Origin of the sequence: Nocardioides sp. NPDC127503, from assembly GCF_040302165.1 — a bacterium.
Lineage (GTDB): Bacteria > Actinomycetota > Actinomycetes > Propionibacteriales > Nocardioidaceae > Nocardioides.
In genome coordinates, this window is sequence record NZ_JBEORH010000028.1 from 1 (window position 1) to 1,669 (window position 1,669).

The 1,669-nt window shown below is 26.5% G+C and carries 3 protein-coding genes; all 3 read right to left on the bottom strand.

Annotated elements, in window-relative coordinates:
* Positions 1-17: 17 nt before the first annotated feature.
* On the bottom strand, positions 18-389 hold the full coding sequence (locus ABTW65_RS29375; RefSeq protein WP_020368225.1) for a hypothetical protein: 372 nt from the start codon (positions 387-389) through the stop codon (positions 18-20).
* Between the two features lie 222 nt (positions 390-611).
* Positions 612-1,340, bottom strand: coding sequence for a phenol-soluble modulin export ABC transporter permease subunit PmtD (gene pmtD, locus ABTW65_RS29380; RefSeq protein WP_029376495.1), 729 nt, complete (start codon positions 1,338-1,340; stop codon positions 612-614).
* Between the two features lie 3 nt (positions 1,341-1,343).
* Positions 1,344-1,669: hypothetical protein (locus ABTW65_RS29385; protein WP_502890708.1), on the bottom strand; the 326-nt coding region annotated here is incomplete at its 5' end.

The following is a 1,669-nucleotide window of genomic DNA, read 5'->3' on the forward strand; positions in this document are numbered from 1 at the left end:
TAATTAAGGAATGCTTTTTATTTCCACCAATTTTTTTTGGTAAGAGAACGTAACGCAAATATAAAAATAAATATAAAAACTAGTAAAGATCCCAAAAAAATTGCTCCTAAATAAACCTTATCTTCCGTAAATTTAGATAACCATAAGAATAGGATATAAGAAACTCCATAACTTAATAAAGCTATATTGTTTAAATCAAGCAAACGCTTTTCTTCATAACCTTCCCAACGGTGTGTAATTAATAAAGTGAATAGTATGTATACCGTTATTGGTAACATTACATTGGAAAAATCACTCCCAAAAAAAGCCCCAGTAAGAATTGCAGAGATGATATATAGGGCTGAAGCAAAAACAGTTAAAAATTTTCCTGATGGTGAAAGTTTTTTCATAATATCATCTCCTCCTTAAGTTTAAATATAACATTTATTACAGCTATTTCTTAAGAACCTTTTTAGAAGTTGCATCATGGGAGTAATTAAAAAAGGAAAATGTATAAGATATACATTTCAACTACCTATAATCGTAATTTATGTTAATTAAGTAAGAAAAGCTTAAACGTTTTTAAACAACGTTTAAGCTTTTCTTATATGTTTATATAGAATTGTTACTTTTTAATAATCTCTTTTAGAAATAGTGAAGAAGTCAATGATAGCTAGTAATATTACTGAAGCTATTGAGATAAATGTTTGCCATCCATTTAATTTGAGAGATCCAAGCCAAACATTATCAATTAAAAAGTTAAAAGGTATATATTTTAAGGCTTTTTTAACTTCATCACCATATTCTGGAATTAATGGAACTAAATTGGTTGCTATAGGTATGATTAATATAAGAAAAACACCAATTGAAAACACTAAAGAAGAACTTTTTACTAATAAAGTAATTAGAAATAAAAATAGACCATAGAACAAAAATAATAGGATGTATATTCCTAAAGTTTTTCCAACCACTTCATTTTTTATAGGTTGACCATCGCCAATATTCTGCATTATTAAAACGAATACATATAATGTTAGAAATACTATGACACTAGCAATTAAGATGGATACCAGTTGAGATATAAAGTATTTCGCTCTATTTTTAAAACTATTCAAATACAATTGTGATGTACCCTGAGAAAAGTCTCTGACTAAAAAGCTAGTAATAATCATCACTCCCCAAAATGCAAATAGCCATGTTGAAAGAGTTAAAATAGTTTCTCCAGAAACTTTATGATTATTATGAACCTGAGTCATTGTATAAAATATGGGGATTATTAAAACAAATAGTAACCCAATATAATTGAAAGGATTTTTTAGCAATCTTGATATATTAAATTTTGTTAAATGATATATACTCATTGTTTATTCTCCTTTATTAATATTAAAGTAAGTATCCCTAAGTGTACTTATTTTATCTTCAATTTTAGTCGGAAATATATTAATATTAGCTAAATCTTTTAGTAAATTTTGATAATTATCGAGCTTTGGAATTATCAAGATGTTTCCATTTTTCTTGATCGAACCATGTGACTTTGAATTTAAATGATTTTTTGCTTTTTCCACATCAATTTCATTAAACGTGATAGATGTATACTCTTGTGATGATGTATTTTTCATATCAATATCTTCAACAAACTTTCCATCGCGTAAAAATACTGCTCTATCACATATGAGTTCTATATCTTCTA

Coding starts and splice junctions, on each gene's coding strand:
- ABTW65_RS29375 (WP_020368225.1), bottom strand. CDS start 389: ATGAAAAAACTTTCACCATCAGGAAAATTTTTAACTGTTTTTGCTTCA.
- pmtD (WP_029376495.1), bottom strand. CDS start 1,340: ATGAGTATATATCATTTAACAAAATTTAATATATCAAGATTGCTAAAA.